This window comes from Luteimonas sp. A534 (assembly GCF_054072805.1).
This window is the reverse complement of sequence record NZ_JBSVRR010000002.1, coordinates 361830-387136: the sequence shown is the minus strand read 5'-3', so window position 1 is coordinate 387136 and position 25307 is coordinate 361830. Positions and strand designations below refer to the sequence as shown.

The following is a 25307-nucleotide window of genomic DNA, read 5'->3' as shown; positions in this document are numbered from 1 at the left end:
AGACAGCGAATTGCCTGTCAGGCGTCCGCACAAGTGACCTGCATCCAGGAGTTCCACGGCGAAAGCCGGGAACCGACCCCTTTTATACGGGGCCATAGCTCAGCTGGGAGAGCACCTGCTTTGCAAGCAGGGGGTCGTCGGTTCGATCCCGACTGGCTCCACCACGCTGGACAAACATTGGGTCTGTAGCTCAGGTGGTTAGAGCGCACCCCTGATAAGGGTGAGGCCGGTGGTTCGAGTCCTCCCAGACCCACCACCCCTGGATGATCTGCGCACACACTAAAGATTTGAATCGGATTGGCATTGTGGCCGGTTCGTGTTCTTTGAAAATTAGGGACGTAGCGAGCGTTTGAGACGAATATCCAAACGTGTCGTTGAGGCTAAGGCGGGGCCCTAGAGGCCCTACATTTGAAGTTGTCGTATCTATTCGCGACGAATAATCCCGAGGCGACTTGGGGTTATATGGTCAAGCGAATAAGCGCACACGGTGGATGCCTTGGCGGTCAGAGGCGATGAAGGACGTGGTAGCCTGCGAAAAGTGTCGGGGAGCTGGCAACAAGCTTTGATCCGGCAATGTCCGAATGGGGAAACCCACTCCGCAAGGAGTATTGCATGGTGAATACATAGCCATGCAAGGCGAACCCGGGGAACTGAAATATCTAAGTACCCGGAGGAAAAGAAATCAACCGAGATTCCCCTAGTAGCGACGAGCGAACGGGGAGCAGCCCAAAAGTTGTTCCGGTTCTAGCAAAACAGTCTGGAAAGACTGGCCATAGAAGGTGACAGCCCTGTATGCGAAAGGGCCGGAATGATGATAAGTGAGTAGGGCGGGGCACGAGAAACCCTGTCTGAACATGGGGGGACCATCCTCCAAGGCTAAATACTCCTGACCGACCGATAGTGAACCAGTACCGTGAGGGAAAGGCGAAAAGAACCCCGGTGAGGGGAGTGAAATAGACCCTGAAACCGTGTGCGTACAAGCAGTAGGAGCCCTTCGGGGTGACTGCGTACCTTTTGTATAATGGGTCAGCGACTTACTGTTCGTGGCGAGCTTAACCGTATAGGGGAGGCGAAGGGAAACCGAGTCTGATAAGGGCGCATAGTCGCGGGCAGTAGACCCGAAACCGGGTGATCTAGTCATGCCCAGGGTGAAGGTACCGTAACAGGTACTGGAGGCCCGAACCCACTCCCGTTGCAAAGGTAGGGGATGAGGTGTGATTAGGAGTGAAAAGCTAATCGAACCCGGAGATAGCTGGTTCTCCTCGAAAGCTATTTAGGTAGCGCCTCGCACGAATCTTCTTGGGGGTAGAGCACTGTTATGGCTAGGGGGTCATTGCGACTTACCAAACCATTGCAAACTCCGAATACCAAGACAGAATATGCGGGAGACACACGGCGGGTGCTAACGTTCGTCGTGAAAAGGGAAACAACCCAGACCCACAGCTAAGGTCCCAAATTCCATGCTGAGTGGAAAACCATGTGGAAAGGCACAGACAGCCAGGAGGTTGGCTTAGAAGCAGCCATCCTTTAAAGAAAGCGTAATAGCTCACTGGTCGAGTCGGTCTGCGGGGAAGATTTAACGGGGCTAAGCATGGAACCGAAGCTTGGGGTGCATCACTTTGTGATGCGCGGTAGAGGAGCGTTCCGTAAGCCGTTGAAGGTGGATTGAGAAGTCTGCTGGAGGTATCGGAAGTGCGAATGCTGACATGAGTAACGATAATGGGGGTGAAAAGCCCCCACGCCGAAAGCCCAAGGTTTCCTTGCGCAACGTTAATCGACGCAGGGTGAGTCGGCCCCTAAGGCGAGGCAGAAATGCGTAGTCGATGGGAAGCTGGTTAATATTCCAGCACCTCGCACAAGTGCGATGGAGGGACGGAGAAGGTTAGGTCTACCGGGCGTTGGTTGTCCCGGGGAAAGGCGGTAGGTTTGGGTCTTTGGCAAATCCGGGACCCTTTAAGACCGAGCACCGAGACGAGCTCATTAGAGCGAAGTGACCAATACCACGCTTCCAGGAAAAGCTCCTAAGCTTCAGCTTGTGCAGACCGTACCGTAAACCGACACAGGTGGGTAGGATGAGAATTCTCAGGCGCTTGAGAGAACTCGGGTGAAGGAACTAGGCAAAATGGTACCGTAACTTCGGGAGAAGGTACGCCCCCTTTGGTGGCCACATGCGTGGCTGAGCTGAGGGGGGCCGCAGATACCAGGCCGCTGCGACTGTTTATCAAAAACACAGGACTCTGCAAACACGAAAGTGGACGTATAGGGTCTGACGCCTGCCCGGTGCCGGAAGGTTAATTGATGGGGTCAGCCGCAAGGCGAAGCTCTTGATCGAAGCCCCGGTAAACGGCGGCCGTAACTATAACGGTCCTAAGGTAGCGAAATTCCTTGTCGGGTAAGTTCCGACCTGCACGAATGGCGTAACGATGGCGGCACTGTCTCCACCCGAGACTCAGTGAAATTGAAATCGCTGTGAAGATGCAGCGTTCCCGTGGCAAGACGGAAAGACCCCGTGAACCTTTACTATAGCTTTACACTGAACGTTGAGTTCGTCTGTGTAGGATAGGTGGGAGGCTGTGAAACTGTGGCGCTAGCTGCAGTGGAGCCATCCTTGAAATACCACCCTGTCGTGCTTGACGTTCTAACCTAGGTCCGTTATCCGGATCGGGGACCGTGTATGGTGGGTAGTTTGACTGGGGCGGTCTCCTCCCAAAGAGTAACGGAGGAGCTCGAAGGTACGCTCAGCGCGGTCGGACATCGCGCACTGTGTGCAAAGGCATAAGCGTGCTTGACTGCAAGATCGACGGATCAAGCAGGTAGGAAACTAGGACTTAGTGATCCGGTGGTTCTGTATGGAAGGGCCATCGCTCAACGGATAAAAGGTACTCCGGGGATAACAGGCTGATACCGCCCAAGAGTTCATATCGACGGCGGTGTTTGGCACCTCGATGTCGGCTCATCACATCCTGGGGCTGTAGTCGGTCCCAAGGGTATGGCTGTTCGCCATTTAAAGTGGTACGCGAGCTGGGTTCAGAACGTCGTGAGACAGTTCGGTCCCTATCTGCCATGGGCGTTGGAGATTTGAGAGGGGCTGCTCCTAGTACGAGAGGACCGGAGTGGACGAACCCCTGGTGTTCCGGTTGTCACGCCAGTGGCATTGCCGGGTAGCTACGTTCGGAAGCGATAACCGCTGAAAGCATCTAAGCGGGAAGCGCGCCTCAAGATGAGATCTCCCGGGGCACAAGCCCCCTGAAGGAACCATCAAGACTAGGTGGTTGATAGGCTGGGTGTGTAAGTACAGCAATGTATTGAGCTAACCAGTACTAATGATCCGTGAGGCTTGACCATATAACCTCAAGTGGCCTTGGACTCGACGACGCGTCGATGTTCGACCCCAAAAGTTCGCTACGTCCCTACCTTATTCGCCAACGGCGGAGCTGATTCATGGCTCCGTTCCGAGGCAAACCAACGAGAGCGTGTGCGCGTCAAGCCGGCAACGGCCCGCGACCCTCCACCCTCTCCCTGGTGACAATAGCTGCGTGGAACCACCCGATCCCATTCCGAACTCGGAAGTGAAACGCGCATGCGCCGATGGTAGTGTGCATTTAGCATGCGAGAGTAGGTCATCGCCAGGGTTTTACCCCAAAACCCCGCAGCCACGGCTGCGGGGTTTTTCTTTGTGCGTGTTCCAGCGATCTTGCGCGTCGCCCTGCCCTCGGATAACGTGGGCGACTTCCCTACGTACCGGTGATTTCCATGCGTCGTGCAACATGCATCCTGTTTACCGCAAGCTGTTTCCTGGGCCTGTCATTGAGTGCTGGAGCGGCAGAAGTGGCGCGCGTCGACGTGCAGGGAGCCACCGGCATGTGCAAGGCGGCGACCAGTGCCTTCGCGGTCGGCACCCGTTACCGTCCGCTGGCGGTGGGGAACGAGTCCTCCGCCAATGCATTCGTCACCTGCAACTGGCAGGGCGATGACCGGACGGGCAGCGTGCGCGCTGCAAAGCGCCTCTCTGTGGTCGTCAGCAACTTCCACACCGTTGCCCAGAACGTCACCTGCACCCTCGTCAACGGTCACCAGACCGGGGCCCTGGTGTACGCAAGCTATACCCCCAAGACGGTCAGCATCCCCGCCGGCGGGTTCGCCGAGCTGGCGTGGGTGCCGGGCGAGGTTGAAAACTCGAAGCCTTCGGGCATTGACCGCCCATCCTTGAGTTGCACGCTGCCGCCGCAGACTTCGCTGCAGCACACCCGTCGTGAGTACAACGAAGATGTCGGCGCCTGACGTGCGCGGGCGGCTGCCCGCATGCACCGCTGCGGTGATCGCCGCCCTGCTGCTTGCAGGGCAGGCAGGCACCGCTGCTGCCGTAGAGGTCGAGCGCTACGACTACCAGGGGGCCGCCGCAATCTGTCAGCCTGCGACCCACCAGTACGGTACCAAGCTCCGCTCGCGGCCACTGGGCCTGGTAAATGAAGGTACGACGGCCGCCTTTGTTTCATGTGCACTTGTCAGTGACCCCCGTCCTGCGGGGCGGGGAGCGATGAAGGTGCTGGTCGAAGTGGGCGCTTCAGCAAACGTGACCGGCGGTGTCAGCTGTACGTTCGTGGATGGGCTGCAGCAAGGCGCAAGCTCGGACGCGGTGTATCGCACGAAGTCGACGTTGCTGACGGGTGGCGCGCGTGGCGTGCCCCTGACATGGCAGCCGAGCGAGATTGCCGGCGCTCCGGAACATATCTTCAGGCCCGCGGTGCAGTGCTTGCTCGGCCCGAGCATGGTCCTGCACTATCTGAGCATCACCTACGACGAAGATATCGGTGGCTGAGCCTGTCGGCTGAGAGGATCGAGTCCCTCTCGGCCGTCATCGCACCAGCGGAGGCGTCCCGCCGACGATCACCACGTCGGCAGGGCGTCGCGCGAAGATCCCCACGCTGACCACGCCGGGCACTTGGTTGAGCGATTGCTCAAGCGCCACGGGGTCGGTGATGGACAGTCCGTGGATGTCGAGCACCCAGTTGCCGTTGTCGGTCACGGTGCCCTGGCGCCAGACCGGCTGACCTCCGGTCATCGCGACGATCTCGCGGGCAACCAGGCTGCGAGCCATCGGGACCACCTCGACCGGCAAGGGGAAACGCCCGAGCACGGGAACCTCTTTGGATGGGTCGATGATGCAGACGAAGGTCGCGGCTGCCTCGGCGATGATCTTCTCGCGCGTGAGCGCGGCGCCACCGCCCTTGATCAGGCGCTTGCCGGGATCGCATTCATCGGCGCCGTCGACGTACAGCGGAATGGGGCCGCAGGCGTTGAGATCCAGCACCTCGATGCCGTGGCCGCGCAGTCGCTGCGTGCTCTGCTCCGAACTCGATACGGCACCGGCGATGCGGTCGCGCATGGCGGCCAGTGCATCGATGAAGTAGGTGACCGTCGAGCCCGTGCCGACCCCCACCACCATCCCATCCTCGACGTAGTCGATGGCCTTTTCGCCAGCCAGGCGCTTTGCGTCGCTCATTTCGGCTCCATGGCCAACAGGACTTTCCACTGCGCGGCGGTCACCGGCAGCACCGACAGGCGGGTGCCCTTGCGGATCAGGGCGAAATCTTCGCCCAGCGCCGTGGAACGGCCGCGGATGGCTTCAAGCGTGACCGGTCCGGCGAGGTGCCGCACGAAGCCGACGTCGACCAGCATCCAGCGCGGTTCCTCGGGCGTCGACTTGGGATCGAAGTACTTGGACTTGCCGTCGAACTGCGTGGGATCCGGGTAGGCGCTGCTGGCCACTTCCGCGATGCCATAGATGCCAGGCACGGTACAGTTGGAGTGATAGAACAGCACCCCGTCGCCGACCTGCATGCCGTCGCGCATGAAGTTGCGCGCCTGGTAGTTGCGGACGCCCGTCCAGGGCTCGGTGCCGACGCGCTCGAGGTCGTCGATCGAAAAGTCCTCGGGCTCGGACTTCATCAGCCAGTAACGCTTTCGCTTGCCAGTGCTCATGTCGGACGCGTGAGGGTGGATTGATCGGTGCAGACCGCATCGAGCTGCACGTCCCAGTCTTCGCTGGGGAGCTCGCCTGCAACCTGCTGGAGCGCGAACGCCGCACCGACCAGCCGCGGTGGGGCCGGTTGGCGGTGGCGGAACGCGAAGCTGCGATCGTACCAGCCGCCGCCCATGCCCAGCCGGTGGCAGCGCGTGTCGAAGCCGACGAGGGGAACCACGACCAGGTCCAGCGCCGACGGCTCGAGCAGCGCGTCCGGCGCGGCGACGGGTTCAGGGATGCCGTAGCGGTTGGCTTCGACCGCTTCGCCCGCGCGCCATGGAGCGAAGCGCAGCCTGCCGTCCCCGTGCAGCACGGGCAGGCAATAGATGACGTCGCGCGGGAGCCGCAGCTGCCAGGCATGCAGCGCGATTTCCCCATCGGCAGCCCAGTAGCCGGCAACCCTGGCACCAGGCGCCAGCGGCTGGGCGAGCAGCTCGGTGGCCAGGCCACCCGCGGCACCGATGCGCGCGGCCGGCGGCACCGCACGGCGGCTTTCGCGCAGGGTCGCGCGGAGTGCGGCGCGGGCCGAGGTCATGCCGGCGCCACCGCGCGGTGCGCAGGCCTGCCGGAAAGAAGAAATACGTCCTCCACCATGTCGATGCGAGCCAAACGACCTTGAACCCGGGGTTCAAGTGGGAACGCTTGGCTGCCTTCGGGCTTTCCGCTCGTGGGCGGACATGCACGCCAGGCTTCCGTTGCGTCCCCGTGGTCGTCATTAAGGGACAAGGCGAATGTTTGTGCGCGCCGTCGGTCACGGCAGAGGACGCGTTCGCAGTATACCGCGGGGTCTCGTGTTTCGAGGGCCACCTGTCGGCCGACGTTCACCTTGCGCACGACGGCACGCGCGCGGTGCGTGCACCCATCAGGCATCGAGCAGGCCGTCGAGCTTGGCCTGCAGGGCCGACAGCGCGCCGGCCAGTTCGCGGTCGCGCCGTTCGCCGTCGCGCTTCAGTTGTTCCAGCTCGTGGGCGAGGTTCAGCGCGGCAAGCACCGCCACGCGATCGATCGCGGCCATGCGGTTCGCGCCGCGCACCTCGCGCATGCGCGTGTCCAGCAGGCGCGCGGCGGACATCAGGCCGTCAACCTCGCCGCTGCCCACGCCCACGGTGTATTCACGGTCCAGCACGCGGACGCTGACCGCCTGGGTATTGCTCACGTGTGCTGCTCCAGTGATTTCAGGCGCGCGATCATCGCTTCGACGCGGCTGCGCGCCTGCTCGTTCTTCGCGAGCAGCTGCGCGCGTTCGCCCGAGACCTGCTCATGCTGCTGGCGCAGGCTGCGATTTTCCTCCGTCAGCCGACGCGTGCGCACCGCCAGCTCGTCGAAGCGTTCGGAAAGCCTCTGCAGCTGGGCAAGCACGTCTTTGGTGTCCATTCCCGGCACGATAGGCAGGCCGGCGGGGGCGGTCAAGGCGCGCGCGCGGCGCCGGCGAGCTGGCCCACGGCAAGCTGCCGCTTGCGGATGAAGGCCATGCACGACATCGCGTCGATCGGCTGCGAGACCCAGTAGCCCTGGATCTCATCGCAGCGGTGCTGCGCCAGGAACCGCGCCTGGGCCTCGTTTTCGACGCCCTCGGCGACCACGACCAGGCCCAGTCCGTGGGCCATGGCGATCACCGTGGTGGTGATCGATGCACCTTCGCGGTCATGGCAGAGGTCGGCGATGAAGGTCTGGTCGATCTTGAGCGTGGTGATAGGCAGCCGCTTGAGGTAGGCAAGCGACGAGTAGCCGGTGCCGAAGTCGTCGATGGCCAGCGATACGCCGAGTTCGCGGAAGGCCTGCAGCTTCTGCGCGGTCTGGCTGGCATTGGCCATCAGCACGCTTTCGGTGAGTTCCAGCTCGAGCGCCTGCGGCGGAACGCCGGTGTCGTCAAGCACCCGCCGCACGACTTCGGCGAAATCGCCGCGCAGCAGCTGCAGCACCGACATGTTCACCGAGACCGTCAGGTCGGACAGCCCGTGCTCCCGCCAGCGTCGGTGGGCCAGGCAGGCTTCGCGCAGGACCCATTCACCGATCTCGAGGATCATCCCGTTCTCTTCCGCCAGCGGGATGAAGTCCGCGGGCGGGATCTCGCCGTGCTCGGGGCTGGTCCAGCGCAGCAGGGCTTCGGCGCCGGTGATGCGCGACGTCGCAAGCGACTGCCGCGGCTGGTAGACCACGCGCAGTTCACCGCGGTCGAGCGCCTTGTGCAGCGCGCCCGCCAGCGTCGCGCGCCGCCGGATCGCGGCCTCCATGCTGTCGTCGTAGCGCATCCAGGTGCGGCGGCCCGCGGCCTTGGCCTGGTACATGGCGGCATCGGCGCGCTTGAGCAGCTCCGTGGGCACCTGCGCGTGGTCGGGATACAGGCTGATGCCGATGGATGCCGACACCGACACCTCCTGGCCGTCCTCCGGCACCAGCGGCGCCTCGAAGGCCATGATGATCTCGCGTGCCACCCGCTCGGCGTCCTCGGGGACCGCCAGGTCTTCGAGGATCACCGTGAACTCGTCGCCGGCCAGCCGCGCCACGGTCTGCCCGTGGCCGACGGCCTGCTGCAGACGGGCGGCCACGGCACGCAGGATGCGGTCGCCCACGGCGTGGCCGAGCGAGTCGTTGATGTCCTTGAAGCGGTCGAGGTCGAGGAACAGCACCGCCACCCTGGAGCCCTCGCGGCGCGCGCGCACGATCGCGCGCGACAGCCGCTCTGCGAGCAGCGAGCGGTTGGGCAGGTTGGTCAGCGCGTCGAAGTTCGCCAGGTAGCGCAGCTCCTCTTCGGCACGCTTGTGGAGCGTGATGTCGCTGAGCATCAGCACGTACATGCGCTCGCCGTCGGCGTCGCTGCCAAGCACCGTCGCGGCTTCGACCGCGCACAGGAACTCCTCGCCGTTCCGCTGCCGCTGCCACATCTCGCCCGACCAGCGCCCATCGCGCGCGACGGCTTCGCGCATCGCGCGGCCGCTCGACGGGTCGTGTTCGAGGCTGTCGAGCACGCTCACGCCACGCCCGGCGACATCGGCCGCGTCGTGGCCCGTGATCCGGGCGAAGGCGGGGTTCACCGAGAGGAAGCGGAACTGCGCGTCGAGCACGGCCACGGCCTCGCTCATGCTGCGCAGGACTTCACTGGCGATGCGGTTCTCGCGCTCCACCGCGCGGCTGGTGCCGATGTCCAGGGAGGTGCCGGCCAGGCGCAGGATCGTGCCATCGGGATTGAACTCCACGGCGCGGCCGCGCGCGCGGATCCAGACCCATTCGCCGCGCGTGGACACCGGGCTGTCGGCGCGGACGCGGTGTTCGGATGCGAATTCCGATGTCTCGCCCGCGACGTGGCGGTGCATGGCATCGACCACGCCGGGCAGGTCCTCGGGGTGGATCACGGCCGCGGGGTCGGCCTGCTCAGAGCTGAAGTCGTAGCTGCGGCCCGTGTCGTGACGGGCGACCAGGTAGCGCAGGCGCGCGGTCGGGACGTGGAAGTCCCAGTAGCGCTGGCCGCTCGCCCACAGCGCCATCCGGAAGCCCAGCTCGCGATCCTGCAGGCGCGCCACCGCCCGCCGCGCGGCGCGGGCGCGCAGGGCCACGGCGATGCAGGCCGCTGCGAACAGCAGCGCCATCGCTACGGCGACCACAAAGCGCGTTTCAGCGGCCACTGGCTCGCAGGATTCCCTCACGCCTCCCCCGGCGGTCCTTGCAGTGTAGGCATGGGGCGCCGCCGGCAACAAGCCATCCGCGGCGGTACACTGCGCCGGCCCTTCGCAGCCGCTTCCGTACCCATGTCCGAATCATTGCCTTCCCTGTCCGAAGTCGAGCAGGCCTGCCGCGAATCCGAACTCGCCACGCCTGCCGCCGAACTCCATGGCGGCCTGTGCGGCTGGCTCGCCGGCGGTGGCGACGCCGCCGGCAACTGGTTGGCGCAGGTCATGGTGGACGACACCCTGCCTGCTCCGCCGGACGGCTCGGTGCTTGCACGGCTGCAGGTCGCGACCCGCGCCCAGTTCGAGGACCGCGATTTCGGCCTGGTCCTGCTTGGTCCCGGCGAAGAGGCCTCGCTGGCGGAACGCAGCGGCGCGCTGTTCGACTGGTGCCGCGGTTTCGTCGGCGCCTTCGGGCTCGCCGCCGGCGCCGACCCGCGGCTGTCGGGAGAGGGCGAGGAGGCACTCGCCGACATTGCACGCCTCGCCCGCGCCACCGCGCAGGACGAGGGCGACGAAGAAGACGAGGCCGCGCTGGCCGAGATCGAGGAGTTCGTGCGGGTCGCCGCATTGCTCCTGCACGGTGATTGCGCGCTGGCCGCGCGGCACCGCAACAGCCTGAACTGAAGGCCGCGGCATGGCCCTTGCCACTACGCTGGCCAGCTACGGGCGCCGTCGCCGCCAGCTGATGCGCATGGCCGGCGATGAAGCCATCCTCATCCTGCCCGCCGCGCCCGAGCGCGTGCGCAGTCGGGACACGTTCCATCCCTACCGGCAGGACTCCGACGTCCTGTACCTGAGCGGCTTCGAGGAGCCCGATGCCGTGCTGGTGCTGGTGCCCGGCCGCGCGCATGGCGAGTCGCTGCTGTTCTGCCGCGAACGCGACCCCGTGCGCGAGGCCTGGGATGGTCCGCGCGTCGGACCCGAAGGTGCGCCCGAAGCGCTGGGCGTCGACGACGCGTATGCGATCGACGATCTCGACGACATCCTGCCCGGCCTGCTCGAGGGCCGCCGCCGCGTGTACTACCACTTCGGCCGCGACACCGACTTCGACCTCAAGCTGATCGGCTGGCTGAACCGGGTCCGTGCGCAGGTGCGCCACGGCGCCCAGCCGCCGCACGAGTTTCTCGAACTCGGCCACCTGCTCGACGAGATGCGCCTGTTCAAGACCGCCGACGAACTGAAGCTGATGCGGCGCGCGGCCAAGGTCACGGTGCAGGCCCACCAGGCGGTGATGCGCAGCGCGCGCGCCGGCATGCGCGAGTACGAACTGCAGGCCGAACTCGAACGCGTGTTCCGCGCCGCCGGCACCGAGCCCGCCTACGGCAGCATCGTCGGCGCCGGCGCGAACGCATGCGTGCTCCACTATCGCGCCAACGATGCCGTCGCGCGCCGCGGCGACCTGGTCCTGGTCGACGCCGGCGCCGAGCACTGCGGCTACGCCGCCGACATCACCCGAACCTTTCCCGTTGACGGGCGCTTCAGCCGCGAGCAGCGCGTGCTGCACGACCTGGTGGGTGCCGCGCATGCCGCAGCGCTCGCCCAGGCACGGCCCGGCGTCCCGTACGAGGCCGGCCACGAGGCGGCGGTCGAGGTGCTGACCGAGGGCATGCTGTCGCTTGGCCTGCTCAAGGGCACGCTGCGCAAGGCGCTCGCCGACAGCGCCTACAAGCGCTTCTATCCGCACAAGACCGGGCACTGGATCGGCCTGGACGTGCACGACGTCGGTGACTATCGGATCGACGGCGAGTCGCGCCTGCTCGAGCCGGGCATGGTCTACACCATCGAGCCGGGCATCTACATCCCGCCGGGGGACACCGGCGTGGCGGCGAAGTGGCGCGGCATCGGCATCCGCACCGAGGACGACGTGGCCATCACGCGCGACGGCCACGAGGTGCTCACCGCCGGCCTGGCGCGCAGCGCGGACGAGATCGAGGCGTTCATGGCCGCCTGAGCCGCGCGACGCCCCGGGCTCAGGCCAGCGCGGTGAATTCCTCGCGCGTCAGGTTGACCGGCGCGTCGTCGGTGCACACGACGTTGTCTTCGATGCGCACGCCGCCAAACGGGCGGAAGGCGTCGATCCGATCCCAGTCGACCAGCCCTGCGTTGTCGCCGGCCGCGAGGTCCTCCATCAGCATGTCGCCGAAGTACAGGCCGGGCTCGATGGTCACCACCATGCCGGGCGCGAGTTCGCGCGTCAGGCGCAGGTAGGGATGGCCTTCGGGCTTGTCGATGGTGCCGCCGGCGTCGGAAGCGGCGAAGCCGGCGACATCGTGCACCTGCAGGCCCAGGCCGTGGCCGATGCCGTGCGGGAAGAAGCTCGAGCTCAGGCCCGTGGCCACCGCCTCTTCGGCGCCGCACTTCACGATGCCGAACTCCTTCAGCACGCCGGACAGCGCCAGGTGGGCATCGAGATGCAGTTGGCGGTAGTCGACGCCGGCGCGGACCTGGTCGCACATCGCCAGCTCGGCGCGGTCGATGGCGTCGATGAAGGCCTGGAACTCCCCGTCGCGATCGATGGCGTGGGTGCGGGTGATGTCGGCGGCGTAGCCGGCATGGCCGGCGCCGGCGTCGAGCAGGAAGCTGCGCACGGGCTTGGGCGGCAGGCGGTCGCGTTCGGTGTAGTGCAGCACCGCGCCATGCGTGTTGAGCGCGACGATGTTGCTGTAGGGCAGCTCGTTGGCGTCCTGCCCGACCGCCTGGCAGTACGCCAGGTGGATGCCGAACTCGCTGGCGCCGGCACGGAAGGCGCGTTCGGCGGCGCGATGGCCGCGCACGGCGTGCCGCGTGGCCTCGCGCATCATCGCCAGCTCGTAGGGCGTCTTGTAGGCGCGGTGGTAGTCGAGGTAATCCAGCACCGGTTGCGGATTGTTGGGCGCGAATGCGCCGTAGCGGCCCAGCGCGCTCTGCGGCTCGCCGAGGATGGCGCAGCGGGTGGCGTTGCGCGGCAGGTGCTGCAGGGCGTCGTCGGGATTGCGCACCACTTCGATGTCGAAGTGCTCGACCCAGTAGCCCGAGGGCGCATCCGGCACCACGTGCCAGTAGTCGCGCGGCTGCAGGTAGACCAGCTTCGGCCGCGCGCCCGGCGTGAACACCAGCCAGCTGCCGGGGTTGCGGACCAGCGGCGCCCAGGCCTTGAACTGCGGGTTGGCGGCGTAGGGATAGTCGCGGTCGTCGAAGACCTGGTAGTGCAGGGTGCCACTGGGCACCACCAGGTGGTCGAAGCCGCCGCGCTCCAGGGCCACCGCGGCGCGGGCGGACAGCGTTTCGATGTGGGCGGGGTAGAGGGCGGCAGCGGTCTGGGAGGTCATGGCGGCTACATGTACGGGGGAAGGCCCATTTTGCCGCATCGACCGCGATCCCGCCGAGACGCTATTCGTAGCGGCTGCCGGGCGCGTCGATCCATGAGCGCAGCGGGGCCGCCTGCTGCTCGGTGGTGCCGATGAAGCGGAATCCCGCCCAGACCTGGCCGGGCGCGCTGGCCTGGTCCATCCACAGCAGGTGCACGCCGATCTCGATGGTGGATTCACCGCCGCTTGCCGCAGGCAGGCTGAAGCGGAACTGGTACAGCGCATCGTCCACCAGCGGGGTGCCGGCCATCAGCAGCATGCCGGTCTCCGACAGGTTGCCGATGCGGCCGACCACGCGCTCGGTCATGGCATCGACCACCAGGATGGTGTCGGGTGCCTTGCGGCGGCGTGCGCGGCGGAACTCGTTGATCATGCGTGTGCGTCCCCGGTGATGGGCAGCGCGTCGCCGCGGCCGGCGAAGCTGCGCAGGGTCCGCAGCGCCGCCTGCCAGGCGCGGTCGACCAGGCGCCCGCGCTCGGCGGTGACGATGCGGGCCTGGCCGGCCACGACCATCCGCGCCAGGGAATCCAGCGAATGCTCGCCGATGCGCTGGCCGCGCTGGTTCACGAACAGCGCGTTGTCGGTCACCGGGCTGAACCAGGACATGCGCCGGCGCACCACGTCGCCCTGCTGGTTCAGGGTGAATTCGATCCAGGTGCCGAAGGGCATCACCCGCAGCTGGTCGTAGCGCGCCTGCTCCTCGGGCGTGCGCGGCGGCAGGTCGGGGCGGCGCGCGCGTTCGGCGTCTTCGCCGAGCCGGGTGCGCGCCTTGAGCTTCATCGCAAGCTCCGTGCGCGAGGCCGGATCGTCTTCGTCGCTGCGGCTGCTGGTCAGGCGCGCGGTGATGATGCCGGCCTCTTCGGCGTGGTAGCCGACCTGCGACAGGGCTGCTTCGACGTGGCTGGCCAGCGCCGGGTCGGCGATCTCCTCGCCGCGCGCGCAGGCGGTGATGATGCGCCGCGTGGCATCGAGCTGGGCCTGCCATTCCGGCGACGATTCGCCCTGGCGCAGCAGCGTCAGGGTCAGCACGTCGGCCCAGGCCTGGTTGAGCAGTGCCTTGGAGAACTTGGGGATCCGCTGGTCGCCCAACAGCTTTTCAAGGACCGTCGCCGACCGCCGCTTGGCGACCTCGAGCTTCTCCTTGCCGCGCGCGGCCTCGATGTGCCGGCGCTCGAGCATCTCGGCCTTGCGCACCTGCGCCTGCAGGTGCGCCTGCAACTTCTCGTTGCTGGTCTCGAACACCTTGCTGTCGCCGTCGTACTGGTCGACGACGTGGTTGACCGCTTGTTGCAGCGGCTCCAGGAGCTGCGGGTCGACGTCGTCCTTGTCCAGCCAGCTGGCGGCGGTTTCGGCGACGGTGTTGAGCAGTTCGCGCGCCGGGTGGGTGGCCTGGACGAAGAACGCCTGGTCCTGCAGCGCGACGCGCAGCAGGGGCAGCTGCAGGCGCCGGATCAGCGCCGCGGCCGGCGCGTCGGTCTGGATCTCGCCCTCGAGCTGGCCATACAGCAGGTGCAGCAGCTCGAAGGTGTCGTTGTCGCGCTGCGACAGGGCCGCACCCTTGCCGTGCCGCTGCCGCGCCTGCGCCAACAGCATCTGGCGCACGTCCATGAGGTTCGGCTTGGCGCCGCCGGGGCCGCTGGGCTGGCGCTGCAGCGTTCCCAGCGCATGCATCAGCTCGCCGGTCCCCAGCGTCGCCATCGGCCCTGCGCTCTTGCCGGCCTTGAGCTTGCCGATCAGCGCCCGGCGCCCGGCCAGCAACTGCTGCAGGGCGGTATAGGACGCCTGTTCGTCGCTGCCGGCGAGGGCAGTGGTGGTTTCCGCCATCCAGCCCGTGTGCGGTTGCCCGGCGCCGCCGGGCATGCCTGGAATACCGGGCTGCCGCGCGCGCGCGCCCGCTGCACCGGCGGCCGGGCCCGAACCGGAGCTGTCCCGGGCCGCCGTGTCCCCGGCGTGGTGCCCCTGGTCGGATGCACCGCTGTCCCGGCTCTCGGCCGTGGCGCCCTGTGCGCCCGCCTTGCGGCGCCCGGTGGCCTGGCCGGGTGCCGCGTTTTCCGCGGCCTCTTCGGCGGAGCTGCGAGGTGACGCGCGCAGGCGCACGGGCACGTAGGTCAGGCCTTTGAGGATCCCGGCCTGGTCCAGCGTGGCGTCCAGCTTCTCGAGCACGGGCGCGTAGTGCGCCATGACCATGCGGTCGAACAACCGGTACAGGAGTTCACGCGCCTCCGGGCCCACCTGCAGCGACCGGCAGGCGTTGCGCAGCGCGCGGCACACGGCCTGCGGTCCGAGCGGCAGGCGTTCGGCATCCATCGCGGGCGTGCCGGCCAGCACGCCGAAGCGCTGGCCGAGCAGGTGCATCGGCAGGCTGGCGCGGCCCTCCTGCCGGGTGGCGATTTCGCGCAGCAGGGTGTCCTCGTCGATCATGGAATCGTCGACCAGGCTCAGTACGCGTCCGGCGGCCGGCGTTGCACGCGACGTCGCCGGCGTGGACGTGACGGGTGGCGTGCGCAGGGTCGCCAGCCCCGCCTCGAGTTCGAGCATGAACTGCGGCACCAGGTCCGAGCGGTTGCTGCGGAAGGTGCGGAGTGCCTGCACGTAGGCGGACTCGCTGCCGGGATGGCGTGCGCGCTCGGCCAGTCGGAACAGTTCCTGCTCGTATTCGTCGAGCAGCAGTGCCAGGTAGGTATCGAGTTCCATCGACACCAGTCTCAGCGCCGCATCGAGCGCCTTGCGCACGCGCCGCGGCAGCTCAGCGGCCGCCAGGCTTCGCTGCCCGGGGCTGTCGTTTGGATGGGTCGTCAATGACATGAGTGCGTGGCTTGTTCCCCGGTGATCTTCATATCACGGGCACGGTATAACGGCCAGCACGCAGGATGTGCGCGCGACCGGCCATCGGAGTCGCGGGTTCTCGATCACGCCAGGAACAGCGAGACCACGTCGTTTCCCAGGCGCCGCCCCAGCGCGGTGGGGACCACGCGTTCGCCGTCGATGTGCAGCCAGCCGCGGGACACGGCCTCGCCCAGCTCGCGGTCGATCGCGGTCCGCGGCAGGCCGGTGCGCGCCTCGAAGTCGGCCAGCGCGAACCCCTCGTGCAGGCGCAACACGTTGAGCATGTATTCGAAGGGCAGGCGCGACGACTCGACGTCCTCGTCACCGCCCAGCGCGGCGGCGCTGCCGGCCACCGGCATCCAGGCCGTGGGGTGTTTGAGCTTCCAGCGCCGGCGCACGGTCTGCGCGGCGCCCAGGCTGATCTTGCCGTGGGCGCCGGCGCCGATGCCGAGGTAATCGCCGAAGCGCCAGTAGTTGAGGTTGTGCGCGCACTGCCGGCCGGGGCGGGCGTAGGCGCTGACTTCGTAATGCTCGAAGCCTTCCGCGGCCAGCATCTCCTGGCAGTGTTCCTGGATGTCCCAGGCCGCGTCCTCGTCGGGAATGCCGCCGGGCGGCCGCGCGGCGAACAGCGTGTTCGGCTCCAGGGTGAGCTGGTAGTGCGAGACGTGCGCGGGTTGCAGCGCGAAGGCGCGCTCGAGGTCGGTGGCGGCGCCGGCCAGGTCCTGGCCGGGCAGTGCGTACATCAGGTCGAGGTTGATGTTGTCGAAGCCCGCGTCCTGGGCGAGTTTCACAGCCGCATCCGCCTCGCTGCTGTCGTGGATGCGGCCCAGGCGCTGCAGGCAGCCGTCGTCGAAACTCTGGATGCCGAAGCTCAGGCGGTTGACGCCGGCGGCGAGGTAGCCCTCGAAGCGGCCGTGCTCGGCGGTACCGGGGTTGGTTTCGAGCGTGATCTCGCAGCCGGGCGAGAAGCGCAGCCGCGCGCTGGCCTGCTGCAGGAAGTCCTCGATCGCATCCGCCGGGAACAGCGAAGGCGTGCCGCCGCCGAAGAACACGCTGTGCACGGTGCGGCCCCAGGCCAGCGGCAGGTCGTGCTCGAGGTCCGCGATGAGCGCCCGCACGTAATCGCCGAAGGGCAGGGCGCCGCGCTGCTCGTGCGAGTTGAAGTCGCAGTACGGGCATTTGCGCACGCACCAGGGCAGGTGCACGTAGAGCGACAGCGGCGGTGGCACGAGCATGGTCAGGCGAGTTCGGGCAGGCGCGCGCGCAGCGCGGCCAGCGCGCGGCCGCGGTGGCTGACCGCGTTCTTGGTGGCGGCCGGCAGTTCGGCGGCGGTCTGGCCGCTGTCGGGATCCAGGAACACCGGGTCGTAGCCGAAGCCGCCGTCGCCCCGTGGGTCGCGCAGGATGCGGCCGCGCCAGCTGCCTTCAACCACCAGCGGGCAGGGGTCGGTGGCGTGGCGTAGCAGCACGATGCAGCAGTGGAAGCTGGCGCCGCGCGCCGCGTCGCCGACGCCGTCCAGCTCGCGCAGCAGGCGTTCGATGTTGCGCCCGGCGTCGCCACCGGGACCTGCGTAACGCGCGGAGTACAGCCCGGGCGCGCCGCCGAGGGCGTCCACGCACAGGCCGGAGTCGTCGGCCAGCGCCGGGAGCCCGGTCGCCCGTGCCGCGTGGCGCGCCTTGAGCAGGGCGTTCTCGACGAAGCTCAGGCCGGTTTCCTCGACGTCGACGACGCGGAACTCCGACTGCGCGCGCAGCCTGAACCCGTCATCGCCCAGCAGCGAATGCAATTCGGCGAGCTTGCCGGCATTGCCGCTGGCCAGCACCAGGTCCACGGCTCAGCCCGCGGCCAACGCGGCCTGCTGCGCGGCGAACAGCTCGCCGCAGCCCTTCGTGGCCAGCGCCAGCAGCGCGTCGAGTTCGTCGCGGCGGAAGGCGTGGCCCTCGGCCGTGCCCTGCAGCTCGATGAAGCCGCCGCCGTCGTTCATCACCACGTTCATGTCGGTGTCGCAGCCGCTGTCCTCGACGTAATCGAGGTCGAGCACGGGCAGGCCGCCATGGATGCCGGCCGAAACCGCCGCCACCGCGCCGTGGATCGGATCGCGCTTGAGCTCGCCGCGGCCCTGCAGCCAGCGCACCGCGTCGACCAGGGCGACGTAGGCGCCGGTGATGGCCGCGGTGCGGGTGCCGCCGTCGGCCTGCAGCACGTCGCAGTCGAGCGTGATGGTGCGTTCGCCCAGGGCGTCGCGGTCGACGCAGGCGCGCAGGCTGCGGCCGATCAGGCGCTGGATCTCGAGCGTGCGCCCGCCCTGCTTGCCGCGCGAGGCCTCGCGGTCGCTGCGGGTGTGGGTCGCGCGCGGCAGCATGCCGTACTCGGCGGTGACCCAGCCCGCGCCCTTGCCGCGCAGGAAGCCGGGGACCCGGTTCTCGACGCTGGCCGTGCACAGCACCCGGGTTTCGCCGAAGGCCACCAGCACCGAGCCCTCCGCATGGCGCGTGAATCCGCGCTCGATGCGCACCTCGCGCATCTGGTCGGGCGCACGGCCGCTGGGGCGAGGGGTCTGGGACATGTCGATTACCGCTGGAATGGCGCGCGAGTTTACCATCGGCACCCCAACCCACTGGATGCCGGCATGATCCGCAGCATGACCGCCTACGCCTCCGGCGAGCGTACGACCCCCTGGGGCACGCTTGCCTGTGAACTGCGCGCGGTCAACCACCGCTTCCTCGAGGTCGGGCTGCGCGCGCCCGACGAGCTGCGCGTGCTGGAGCCGCAGCTGCGCGAACGGGTCTCGGCGAAGGTGTCGCGCGGCAAGCTCGACCTCTCGCTGCGGCTGCGCAGCGCGGAGGGTGCGGCCTCGCTGCACGTCGACGAGGCGCTGCTTGGCCAGCTGGCAACGCTCGCGCACGATGCCGAAGGGCGCTTTCCCGGCCTGCGCACGCAGTTCGTGGATCTTCTGCAGTTCCCGGGCGTGCTGCGCTCGGCGGCGCCGGAGCCCGCGGCGCTGCAGGCCGAGGTGCTGGCCCTCCTGGACGAGGTGCTCGATGCCTTCATCGCCGCGCGCGAGCGCGAGGGCGGCAAGCTGGTCGCCGCCATGCTGGAGCGCGTCGACGGCATCGCCGCCCGCGCAGCCCAGGTGCGCGACCTCGTCCCCGTGATCCGTGCCGGCCAGCGCACCAAGCTCGAGGCGCGCCTGGCCGACCTCGCGCAGGCGGCGGACCCGGGCCGGGTCGAGCAGGAGCTGGTGCTGGCGCTGCAGAAACTCGACGTCGACGAGGAACTCGACCGCCTCGACAGCCACGTCGTCGAGATCCGGCGCGTGCTCGAGCAGCCCGAGCCCGCGGGGCGCCGCCTCGACTTCCTGTTGCAGGAGTTCAACCGCGAGGCCAACACCCTGGGCTCGAAGTCGGTCGACGCCCGCACCACCAACATCGCGGTGGAGCTGAAGGTGCTGATCGACCAGGTCCGCGAACAGGTGCAGAACATTGAGTAGCGCCGGCCGTCAGGCGCGCGGGACGCTGTTCATCGTCGCGGCGCCCTCGGGCGCCGGGAAGTCGAGCATCGTCAACGCCTGCCTGGCGCGCGACCGCAACATCAGCCTGTCGATTTCGTTCACCTCGCGGCCGCCGCGTCCCGGCGAATGCCACGGGCAGCACTATCACTTCGTCGACGATGCGCAGTTCCAGCGCATGATCGACGCCGGCGACTTCTTCGAGTACGCCCGCGTCCATGGCGACTGGAAGGGCACCGCGCGGCAGTCGGTCGAACCGCAGCTGGCCGCGGGCCGGGACGTGCTGCTGGAGATCGACTGGCAGGGCGCGCGCCAGGTGCGCGCGATGGTGGACGACGCGGTCGGCATCTTCATCCTGCCGCCGTCGCGGGAGGCGCTCGACCAGCGCATGCGCAAGCGCGGGCAGGACAGCGAGGAGGTCATGGCCCGTCGCCTGGCCGCCGCGCGCGAGGAGATGTCGCACTACGACGAGTTCGATTTCGTGATCGTCAACGACGATTTCGACACCGCCGTCGCCGAGATGTGCGCGGTGTTCACGGCCAGCCGCCTGCGCCTCGCCTCGCAGGCCCAACGCCATGCGAACCTGCTGGACGCGCTGCTGCAGGACGAATAGGGCGGGCAGTCGGGCCGCAAGTGGCTGATTCATATGGCGTTGCTTGCGAAGCGGGGGGCTTTGCCCTATCATTTCCGGTCCCTTACCCCGCATTGACGGCCCGCCGGCCGCCCGGAGATTTATGGCCCGCATCACCGTTGAGGATTGCCTCCAGGTCATCGACAACCGCTTCGAGCTCGTCATGCTGGCCGCCAAGCGCGCCCGCCAGCTCGCCAACGGCGTCGAGTCGAAGCTCGACAACAGCGAGAACGACGACAAGCCGACCGTGCTGGCGCTGCGCGAGATCGCCGCCCGTACCATCGATGCCGATTTCGTAGAAGCCGTCGAGAAGTCCGAGCGCGAGCGTCGCGAGCGCGAGGCCCTGGAGTGGGCCGCGGCCGAGGTGGTGGCCGACGACGACCTGGCCAAGGGCGACGACATCTGAACCCGGCGCGCGCCGCGAGGCGCCGCGCCGCAGCGACGGCCCCGCCCTGGCGGGGCCGTTTGCATTCCGGGGCCGGCATCCAGGGCGCGGCCTGCGTTGCCGCCCCGCGGGCGCGCGCGTAGGCTCTTCGCATGAATTCCGCCGAGCTAGCGCTGGTGCAGGTTTCCGTGCCTGGGGACGAGGACGTCCCCGGCTACATGCGTGCGCTCGAAACCGCCGCCGCTTACCTTCCGGCGGAACAGCTGCGACTCCTGCGCCGCGCATGGGCCGTGGGCGCGGCGGCGCACGAGGGACAGGTGCGCAAGTCCGGCGAGCCCTACATCACCCACCCGGTGGCGGTGGCCGGTGTGCTGGCCGAGCAGAAGGTCGACATCGAGACCCTGGTGGCGGCGGTCCTGCACGACACCATCGAGGACACGCCGCTGACCCGCGCGGCGCTGGCCAGCGAGTTCGGCGAGTCCGTGGCGGAGCTGGTCGAGGGCGTGACCAAGCTCGACAAGCTGCAGTTCGCCAGCCGTCGCGAGGCCGACGCGGAAAGCTTCCGCAAGATGATGCTGGCGATGGCACGCGACCTGCGCGTGATCCTGATCAAGCTCGCCGACCGCCTGCACAACATGCGCACGCTCGGCGCGCAGTCGGCCGAGGCGCGCGAGCGTATCGCGCGCGAGACGCTCGAGGTCTATGCGCCGATCGCGCAGCGCCTGGGCATGAACCTGATCAAGTCCGAACTCCAGGACCTGGGCTTCCGCGCGCTGTACCCGATGCGCCACCGCATCCTCGACAAGCACATCCGCGCGCAGCCGATGCTGCGCCGCGAGGCCATGGCCAAGATCGAGGCCCAGCTTGCGCAGAAGCTGACCAAGGAAGGACTCGGCTACCGCCTGGTGAGCCGGGTGAAGTCGCCCTGGAGCATCTACAACAAGATGCGCACCGAGACCAAGACCTTCGAGCAGGTGATCGACGTCTTCGGCTTCCGGATGATCGTCGGCAGGGTCGCGGACTGCTACCACGCGCTGGGCGTGGCGCACTCGGTGTACAAGCCGGTCGATGGCCGGTTCCGCGACTTCATCGCCATCCCCAAGGCGAACGGCTACCAGTCCCTGCACACGGTGCTGTTCGGGCCCTACGGCTCGCCGATCGAGGTGCAGATCCGCACCGAGGAGATGGACCTCATCGCCGAGCGCGGCATTGCCGCGCACTGGGCCTACAAGCACGGCGGCGACGGACCCAACAGCGCCCAGCAGCGCGCGCACTCCTGGATTTCCGGCCTGCTGGAGACGGAGAGCGACACCGGCTCGTCGCTGGAATTCCTGGAGAACGTCAAGGTCGACTTGTTCCCGGACGAGGTCTACCTGTTCACGCCCAAGGGCGCGATCATGTCGCTGCCGCGCAATGCCACCGCGATCGACTTCGCCTACTCGGTGCACACCGACGTCGGCAACCAGGCCGTGGCGGCGCGCGTCGACCGCAGGCTGGTGCCGCTGCGCACGCGCCTGGCCAGCGGCCAGACGGTGGAGATCGTGACCGCACGTTCCTCGCAGCCGCGGCCGCAGTGGCTGGAATTCGTGGTCACCGGCAAGGCCCGCACCGCGATCCGGCAGCAGCTCAAGCAGCTCGAGCATGAGGACGCCGTGCAGCTGGGACACCGGATGCTCGACAGCGCGCTCGAAGACCTGGACAGCTCGCTCGAGCGGCTGCCGGCGGCGCAGCTCGAGGCCTACCTCGCCGAGCACCGCTACCCGCGGCTGGAGGCGCTGCTGTCCGACGTCGCGCTGGGCAACCGGATGCCGGCTCACGTGGCGCAGTCGCTCAGCCGCAAGGATCCGGCGAGCACCCGCGCGCACCATCGCGAAGACCGCATCCTGATCACCGGCGCCGAACGCGGCGTGGTGACCTTCGCCAACTGCTGCATGCCGATCCCGGGCGACGAGATCATGGGCTACCACACCGCCGGCCGCGGCGTGATGGTGCACCGGATCGAGTGTCCCAACGTGGCCGAGTACCGCAAGTCGCCCGAGCGCTGGGTCGACATCGGCTGGGATCGCGAGGTCACCGGCGACTACAACGTCGCGCTGCGCTTCCAGGTCGAGAACCGTCCCGGCGTGCTGGCGCAGGTTGCCGCGGCGGTGGCCAAGGCCGATTCCAATATCGACGCGGTCGAATACCTGGAGCGCGACACCAACGTCGCGGTGATCCAGTTCGCGATCGAGGTCCGCGACCGGACCCACCTGGCGGACGTGATCCGCAAGGTGCGCAGGCTCGGCGTGGTCCACGGCGTGCAGCGCCAGTAGTTCGCATCGTGCGCGCCGGCGTTGGCCGCGATGGCCGCGGGCGCGGGCGGCGGTCATAATCGCCTGCCACGCATCGAAGGATCCACGCATGCCCAGGCAACCCGTCCGCACCGCCGACGCGCCCGCCGCCATCGGCCCGTATTCGCAGGCCACGCGCTGCGGCAACACCGTCTTCCTGTCCGGGCAGATTCCGCTCGATCCCGCCACCGGCGAACTTGTCGCCGGTGATCTCGCGGCCCAGGCGCGCCGCGCCTTCGACAACCTGCGCGCGGTCTGCCAGGCCGCGGGCGGCTCGATGGATGACGTCGCCCGCGTCGGCCTGTACCTCACCGACCTGTCGCAGTTCGCGGTCGTCAACACGGTGATGGCCGAGTACTTCGCCGAGCCGTATCCCGCGCGTTCGACCATCGAGGTGTCGGCGCTGCCCAAGGGCGCGCAGTTCGAGGTCGACGCGGTGATGGTCCTCGACTGAAGCAGTGGCAGCCCCCAGGCGCACGCGCGGCACGCCGGCGCCCGGACTGGCACCGGACGGCGCGACCGCACTGTCGGCGCTCGCCGGCGTGGGTCCGAGGGTCGCGGAAAAGCTGGCCGCGCGCGGGTTGGACACCCTGCAGGACCTGTGGCTCCAGCTTCCGCGTGGATATGAAGACCGCACGGCGCTGACACCGATCCGCCTGCTGCAGCCAGGCGTCGCGGCGCAGGTCGAGGGGCGGGTGGAGGCGGTGGAGCGGGGCTTCCGCTACCGCCCCTTGCTGCGGGTGGCGCTTGGCGATGATTCGCGCGCGACCCTGGTGCTGCGTTTCTTCCATTTCCGCGCCGCGCAGGCCGCGCAGTTCCAGCCCGGCGTTCGCGTGCGCGCCTATGGCACGCCACGGCCGGGGCAGCGCGGCCTCGAGATCGTGCACCCGAGCTACACGCTGCTCGACGATGAAGACGTCTCCGGTCTTGGTGATCGACTGGATCCCGTGTATCCGGCCGTCGAGGGCGTCGGCCCGGCGACCATGAAGCGCCTGATCGCGCAGGCGCTCGACCGGCTTCCCGGCGATGACGTGCTCGAGCTCCTGCCGCCGGCGCTGCTGCGCGAACACCGCCTGCCCGGGCTGCGCGAGTCGCTGCTCACCGTGCACAGGCCGCCGCGCGACGCCGACGTCGCTGCGCTGCTGGCCGGCACCCATCCCGCGCAGCGGCGGCTGGCGCTCGAGGAGCTGCTTGCCCATCACCTGAGCATGCGGCGCCAGCGCATCGCCCGCCGCGCGCACGCCGCGACGCCGCTGGCGGATGCGACTCTCGCCGGGCGCCTGCGCAAGCAGCTGCCGTTCGCGCTGACCGACGCTCAGGAGCGGGTGTTCGCCGAAGTGCATGCGGACCTCGCGCAGCCCGTGCCGATGCTGCGTCTGGTGCAGGGGGACGTCGGCTCCGGCAAGACCGTGGTCGCCGCGCTGGCGGCGCTGATGGCGGTCGCTGAAGGTCGCCAGGCCGCACTGATGGCACCCACCGAGCTGCTGGCCGAACAGCACCTGGCCAACCTGCGCGCGTGGCTCGAGCCCTTGGGCATCGAGGTCGCGTGGCTTGCGGGCAAGGTCACCGGCCGCGCGCGCAGCCGCGCGCTGTCCGATGTCGCCGATGGCAGCGCGCAGGTCGTGGTCGGCACGCATGCGCTGATGCAGCAGGGCGTGGTCTTCCATGACCTGGGGCTGGCGATCGTCGACGAGCAGCACCGCTTCGGCGTGCACCAGCGGCTGGCCCTGCGCGACAAGGGCGGCGAGGGCGGGCGCGTGCCGCACCAGTTGGTGATGACCGCGACGCCGATCCCGCGCACCCTGGCCATGGCCGCCTACGCCGACCTCGACGTGTCGGCGATCGACGAGCTGCCGCCGGGCCGCACGCCGGTGCAGACCGTGGTCATGGCGGAAGGCCGTCGCCCTGAGCTGATCGAGCGCATCCGCGCCGCGTGCGCGGAGGGGCGCCAGGCCTACTGGGTGTGCACGATCATCGACGAGTCCGACGAGGTCGTCGCGCAGGCCGCGCAGGCAACGTACGAAGGCTTGTCCACCGCGCTGCCCGAACTGCGCGTCGGCCTGGTGCACGGACGCATGAAGGCCGCGGAAAAGCAGGCCGCGATGCGCGCTTTCAAGGAGGGCGACTGCGACCTGCTGGTGGCGACCACGGTGATCGAGGTCGGCGTCGACGTGCCCAATGCCTCGCTGATGGTGATCGAGAACGCGGAGCGCCTGGGACTGGCGCAGTTGCACCAGCTGCGTGGGCGAGTGGGGCGCGGCAGCGCGGCGTCGAGCTGCGTGTTGCTTTACCAGCCGCCGCTGTCGGCGATGGCGCGTGAGCGCCTGGAGACCATGCGCGAGACCGGCGACGGTTTCGTCATCGCTGAGAAGGATCTCGAGCTGCGCGGTCCCGGCGAACTGCTGGGCACGCGGCAGACCGGGCTGGCCGCGTTCCGCGTCGCCGATCTCGCACGCGATGCCGGCATGCTGCCGCTGGTGCATGAGCTCGGCGAAGGCCTGTTGCGCGACCAGCCTGCGCTGGCCGAGCGCCTGGTGGATCGCTGGGTGGGCGGCGCCGCGCGGTACGCATCGGCCTGATCGGGGAT

General features: G+C 68.1%; 22 protein-coding genes, 2 tRNA genes, 2 rRNA genes and 1 other RNA gene. 14 read left to right on the top strand and 13 right to left on the bottom strand.

The genetic code is table 11. From position 1 onward, the window contains the following. Window positions 1-88 precede the first annotated feature (88 nt). From ACW5F0_RS06455 to ACW5F0_RS06430, 6 genes are all read left to right on the top strand, one after another. Window positions 89-164 (top strand) — tRNA-Ala (locus ACW5F0_RS06455). A gap of 15 nt (window positions 165-179) precedes the next feature. Beyond that, window positions 180-256, top strand: a tRNA-Ile gene (locus ACW5F0_RS06450). 208 nt (window positions 257-464) lie between these two features. Continuing rightward, window positions 465-3345, top strand: a 23S ribosomal RNA gene (locus tag ACW5F0_RS06445). A gap of 173 nt (window positions 3346-3518) precedes the next feature. Then, window positions 3519-3632 (top strand): 5S ribosomal RNA (rrf, locus tag ACW5F0_RS06440). A gap of 121 nt (window positions 3633-3753) precedes the next feature. Further along, entirely contained in the window at window positions 3754-4281 is a 528-nt protein-coding gene (locus ACW5F0_RS06435; RefSeq protein ID WP_456964939.1) for a hypothetical protein, read from the top strand. After that, complete coding sequence (locus tag ACW5F0_RS06430; protein ID WP_456964940.1) at window positions 4268-4819, top strand: hypothetical protein; 552 nt, start codon at window positions 4268-4270, stop codon at window positions 4817-4819. Before ACW5F0_RS06435 ends, ACW5F0_RS06430 begins: the two co-directional genes overlap by 14 nt. Window positions 4820-4855: 36 nt before the next feature. Here the strand turns inward: ACW5F0_RS06430 and rpiA are convergent, their stop codons facing one another. The 7 genes from rpiA to ACW5F0_RS06395 all read right to left on the bottom strand — a co-directional run bounded on the left by rpiA (window position 4856) and on the right by ACW5F0_RS06395 (window position 9669). Continuing rightward, a complete protein-coding gene (gene rpiA / locus ACW5F0_RS06425) occupies window positions 4856-5503 on the bottom strand; it encodes a ribose-5-phosphate isomerase RpiA (RefSeq protein WP_456964941.1) in 648 nt (215 codons plus the stop codon). Beyond that, window positions 5500-5982 carry an EVE domain-containing protein gene (locus ACW5F0_RS06420; protein ID WP_456964942.1) on the bottom strand — a complete coding sequence of 161 codons (483 nt, stop codon included), beginning with the start codon at window positions 5980-5982 and terminating at the stop codon, window positions 5500-5502. The genes rpiA and ACW5F0_RS06420 overlap by 4 nt, the downstream gene beginning before the upstream one ends. Beyond that, window positions 5979-6560 carry a 5-formyltetrahydrofolate cyclo-ligase gene (locus ACW5F0_RS06415; protein WP_456999314.1) on the bottom strand — a complete coding sequence of 194 codons (582 nt, stop codon included), beginning with the start codon at window positions 6558-6560 and terminating at the stop codon, window positions 5979-5981. Before ACW5F0_RS06415 ends, ACW5F0_RS06420 begins: the two co-directional genes overlap by 4 nt. 45 nt (window positions 6561-6605) lie before the next feature. Beyond that, window positions 6606-6791, bottom strand: a non-coding RNA gene (gene ssrS, locus ACW5F0_RS06410) — 6S RNA. A 96-nt stretch (window positions 6792-6887) separates the two neighbouring features. Further along, the gene (locus tag ACW5F0_RS06405) at window positions 6888-7181 is read right to left on the bottom strand and encodes a cell division protein ZapA (protein ID WP_456964944.1); all 294 of its coding nucleotides are present in this window, start codon (window positions 7179-7181) and stop codon (window positions 6888-6890) included. Then, window positions 7178-7399 carry a TIGR02449 family protein gene (locus ACW5F0_RS06400; RefSeq protein WP_456964945.1) on the bottom strand — a complete coding sequence of 74 codons (222 nt, stop codon included), beginning with the start codon at window positions 7397-7399 and terminating at the stop codon, window positions 7178-7180. The genes ACW5F0_RS06405 and ACW5F0_RS06400 overlap by 4 nt, the downstream gene beginning before the upstream one ends. 32 nt (window positions 7400-7431) lie before the next feature. Continuing rightward, window positions 7432-9669 carry a putative bifunctional diguanylate cyclase/phosphodiesterase gene (locus ACW5F0_RS06395; RefSeq protein WP_456999313.1) on the bottom strand — a complete coding sequence of 746 codons (2238 nt, stop codon included), beginning with the start codon at window positions 9667-9669 and terminating at the stop codon, window positions 7432-7434. Window positions 9670-9771: 102 nt separating this feature from the next. Between ACW5F0_RS06395 and ACW5F0_RS06390 the strand changes: the two genes are divergently transcribed. After that, window positions 9772-10317, top strand: a complete 546-nt coding sequence (locus ACW5F0_RS06390; protein WP_456964947.1) for a UPF0149 family protein — start codon at window positions 9772-9774, stop codon at window positions 10315-10317. A 10-nt stretch (window positions 10318-10327) separates the two neighbouring features. Then, window positions 10328-11644 (top strand): aminopeptidase P N-terminal domain-containing protein, encoded by a 1317-nt coding sequence (locus ACW5F0_RS06385; protein ID WP_456964948.1) that lies wholly within the window; start codon window positions 10328-10330, stop codon window positions 11642-11644. A gap of 19 nt (window positions 11645-11663) precedes the next feature. Here ACW5F0_RS06385 and pepQ read toward each other — a convergent pair whose 3' ends face one another. The 6 genes from pepQ to rph all read right to left on the bottom strand — a co-directional run bounded on the left by pepQ (window position 11664) and on the right by rph (window position 18432). Further along, a complete protein-coding gene (gene pepQ, locus ACW5F0_RS06380; RefSeq protein WP_456964949.1) occupies window positions 11664-13001 on the bottom strand; it encodes a Xaa-Pro dipeptidase in 1338 nt (445 codons plus the stop codon). A gap of 61 nt (window positions 13002-13062) precedes the next feature. Then, window positions 13063-13413, bottom strand: a complete 351-nt coding sequence (locus ACW5F0_RS06375; protein WP_456964950.1) for a PilZ domain-containing protein — start codon at window positions 13411-13413, stop codon at window positions 13063-13065. Next, entirely contained in the window at window positions 13410-15839 is a 2430-nt protein-coding gene (locus ACW5F0_RS06370; RefSeq protein WP_456999312.1) for a DUF1631 domain-containing protein, read from the bottom strand. Before ACW5F0_RS06370 ends, ACW5F0_RS06375 begins: the two co-directional genes overlap by 4 nt. Before the next feature lie 110 nt (window positions 15840-15949). Continuing rightward, entirely contained in the window at window positions 15950-17107 is a 1158-nt protein-coding gene (gene hemW / locus ACW5F0_RS06365; protein ID WP_456999490.1) for a radical SAM family heme chaperone HemW, read from the bottom strand. After that, window positions 17104-17697, bottom strand: a complete 594-nt coding sequence (gene rdgB / locus ACW5F0_RS06360) for an RdgB/HAM1 family non-canonical purine NTP pyrophosphatase (protein ID WP_456999311.1) — start codon at window positions 17695-17697, stop codon at window positions 17104-17106. Before rdgB ends, hemW begins: the two co-directional genes overlap by 4 nt. 3 nt (window positions 17698-17700) lie before the next feature. Continuing rightward, the gene (rph, locus tag ACW5F0_RS06355; protein WP_456964953.1) at window positions 17701-18432 is read right to left on the bottom strand and encodes a ribonuclease PH; all 732 of its coding nucleotides are present in this window, start codon (window positions 18430-18432) and stop codon (window positions 17701-17703) included. 63 nt (window positions 18433-18495) lie between these two features. Here rph and ACW5F0_RS06350 point away from each other — a divergent pair, with 63 nt between their 5' ends. From ACW5F0_RS06350 to recG, 6 genes are all read left to right on the top strand, one after another. Continuing rightward, window positions 18496-19356 (top strand): YicC/YloC family endoribonuclease, encoded by an 861-nt coding sequence (locus ACW5F0_RS06350; protein ID WP_456964954.1) that lies wholly within the window; start codon window positions 18496-18498, stop codon window positions 19354-19356. After that, window positions 19349-19987, top strand: coding sequence for a guanylate kinase (gmk, locus tag ACW5F0_RS06345; RefSeq protein ID WP_456999310.1), 639 nt, complete (start codon window positions 19349-19351; stop codon window positions 19985-19987). The genes ACW5F0_RS06350 and gmk overlap by 8 nt, the downstream gene beginning before the upstream one ends. A 121-nt stretch (window positions 19988-20108) precedes the next feature. Further along, complete coding sequence (rpoZ, locus tag ACW5F0_RS06340; protein ID WP_456964956.1) at window positions 20109-20411, top strand: DNA-directed RNA polymerase subunit omega; 303 nt, start codon at window positions 20109-20111, stop codon at window positions 20409-20411. Between the two features lie 131 nt (window positions 20412-20542). Further along, a complete protein-coding gene (locus tag ACW5F0_RS06335; RefSeq protein WP_456999309.1) occupies window positions 20543-22702 on the top strand; it encodes a RelA/SpoT family protein in 2160 nt (719 codons plus the stop codon). Window positions 22703-22790: 88 nt separating this feature from the next. Continuing rightward, complete coding sequence (locus tag ACW5F0_RS06330; RefSeq protein ID WP_456964958.1) at window positions 22791-23174, top strand: RidA family protein; 384 nt, start codon at window positions 22791-22793, stop codon at window positions 23172-23174. A gap of 4 nt (window positions 23175-23178) precedes the next feature. Further along, window positions 23179-25299: an ATP-dependent DNA helicase RecG gene (gene recG / locus ACW5F0_RS06325; RefSeq protein ID WP_456999308.1), complete on the top strand. Its 2121-nt coding sequence runs from the start codon at window positions 23179-23181 to the stop codon at window positions 25297-25299. Window positions 25300-25307 lie beyond the last annotated feature (8 nt).

Bases quoted from the DNA above. Each gene is read 5' to 3' on its own strand.
- ACW5F0_RS06335 (WP_456999309.1), top strand. From the start codon at position 20,543: ATGAATTCCGCCGAGCTAGCGCTGGTGCAGGTTTCCGTGCCTGGGGAC.
- rpiA (WP_456964941.1), bottom strand. From the start codon at position 5,503: ATGAGCGACGCAAAGCGCCTGGCTGGCGAAAAGGCCATCGACTACGTC.
- ACW5F0_RS06420 (WP_456964942.1), bottom strand. From the start codon at position 5,982: ATGAGCACTGGCAAGCGAAAGCGTTACTGGCTGATGAAGTCCGAGCCC.
- ACW5F0_RS06385 (WP_456964948.1), top strand. From the start codon at position 10,328: ATGGCCCTTGCCACTACGCTGGCCAGCTACGGGCGCCGTCGCCGCCAG.
- ACW5F0_RS06430 (WP_456964940.1), top strand. From the start codon at position 4,268: ATGTCGGCGCCTGACGTGCGCGGGCGGCTGCCCGCATGCACCGCTGCG.
- ACW5F0_RS06375 (WP_456964950.1), bottom strand. From the start codon at position 13,413: ATGATCAACGAGTTCCGCCGCGCACGCCGCCGCAAGGCACCCGACACC.
- ACW5F0_RS06390 (WP_456964947.1), top strand. From the start codon at position 9,772: ATGTCCGAATCATTGCCTTCCCTGTCCGAAGTCGAGCAGGCCTGCCGC.
- pepQ (WP_456964949.1), bottom strand. From the start codon at position 13,001: ATGACCTCCCAGACCGCTGCCGCCCTCTACCCCGCCCACATCGAAACG.
- ACW5F0_RS06330 (WP_456964958.1), top strand. From the start codon at position 22,791: ATGCCCAGGCAACCCGTCCGCACCGCCGACGCGCCCGCCGCCATCGGC.
- ACW5F0_RS06435 (WP_456964939.1), top strand. From the start codon at position 3,754: ATGCGTCGTGCAACATGCATCCTGTTTACCGCAAGCTGTTTCCTGGGC.
- ACW5F0_RS06415 (WP_456999314.1), bottom strand. From the start codon at position 6,560: ATGACCTCGGCCCGCGCCGCACTCCGCGCGACCCTGCGCGAAAGCCGC.
- rph (WP_456964953.1), bottom strand. From the start codon at position 18,432: ATGTCCCAGACCCCTCGCCCCAGCGGCCGTGCGCCCGACCAGATGCGC.
- rpoZ (WP_456964956.1), top strand. From the start codon at position 20,109: ATGGCCCGCATCACCGTTGAGGATTGCCTCCAGGTCATCGACAACCGC.
- ACW5F0_RS06350 (WP_456964954.1), top strand. From the start codon at position 18,496: ATGATCCGCAGCATGACCGCCTACGCCTCCGGCGAGCGTACGACCCCC.
- ACW5F0_RS06400 (WP_456964945.1), bottom strand. From the start codon at position 7,399: ATGGACACCAAAGACGTGCTTGCCCAGCTGCAGAGGCTTTCCGAACGC.